The 1,251-nt window shown below is 53.0% G+C and carries 1 protein-coding gene; it reads right to left on the bottom strand.

What is annotated here, in order from left to right; all coding sequences use genetic code 11:
* The coding region (locus ADIS_RS15865; protein ID WP_051113336.1) for a sulfatase family protein at window positions 1–1,251 on the bottom strand (1,251 nt) is incomplete at both ends.

The raw sequence follows: 1,251 nt of genomic DNA, 5'->3' as shown, positions 1-1,251 counted from the left end.
AGGCAACCCGGTCAGCTCATTGGAACGCGGAGCGCTCCAGCCACCGGAACCCGGCCAAAGGATGAGCTTCCATGGCCCCCTTCGAATTGCAAAGCGGCCTTCAATGGAATGATGTACCACCGATGGCCGAACCTCAAACGATGTCCCACCCTGCAGTGCGGGCAAAAAACTAAAACTATCCTCACCCGCATCGTTGGGAAGGGAATATCCTACCAGATCCGCTAAGGTCGCCATCAAGTCGGTGGTGCATAGCAGGGATTCAGACTGTCCTGCGGTTGCAATACCTGCCGGCCAGTGCACGATAAATGGAACCCGGTGACCTCCCTCGTAAATATCCGCCTTGTGACCCCGGTAAATATAACTGGGATTATGGCCGGCCCGGGCAAGTTCCGGGTAATTGGCACGTGGTGAACACCCATTGTCACTGGTGAAGATCAGGATGGTGTTTTCGAGCAACCCCCGTTCCTCCAACGCCTTGGTGATACGTCCCACGACATCGTCTACCTGGAGGACAAAATCCCCGTACATATTGGTATTGCTCTTGCCCATAAACTCGGTTAGAGGTAAGATCGGGGTATGGGGCGCAGGAAGAGGGAAATACAGGAAAAAGGGTTCCTCAGAATGACGGTCTATGTAGGAAATGGCCTTATCGGTCAGGTGGCTAAGAGATAGCGTATGGTCAAAATCCGCTCCCGTGGGCCCTTCCCGCCAAAAGCCTTTGTCATCCATATTGACCGTCATTCGATTGGGCGGGGACGTCACCCGCCCATTTTCGACGTAGACATAGGGCGGGATATCCAACGAACTGCTGAACCCATAGGAATAGCTGAAGCCCAGTTCCTTCGGACCGTTCAAAACCGGTTGGTTGTAATCCACAGAAAGGTTTCGATCCAGATTGTCCAACTGATCATAGGACTCGCTGAATGCCCAATCCCATCCCAAATGCCACTTGCCAACAAACGCCGTTTGGTACCCTTCCTCTTGCAGCATGGAAGCAACGGTAAGCCGATCATTGGGTATCAGTGGCGCAGAATAACCTCCCAAAACCCCACTTTTCAGCGTAGAACGCCAATTATACCTCCCCGTAAGAATCCCGTAGCGCGTCGGCGTGCAGACAGACGAACTCGTATGCGCATCGGTGAATTTAATGCCATTTGCCGCTAGTCTGTCAATGTGGGCAGTCGACAGCTTGGAACTAGGGTTATAGCTGGACACATCCCCAATGCCCATGTCATCGGCTAGAATGTAGAC

It is taken from the genome of Lunatimonas lonarensis, assembly GCF_000390185.1.
GTDB classification, from domain to species: Bacteria; Bacteroidota; Bacteroidia; order Cytophagales; family Cyclobacteriaceae; genus Lunatimonas; species Lunatimonas lonarensis.
This window is presented reverse-complemented; position numbering and strand designations above follow the sequence as displayed.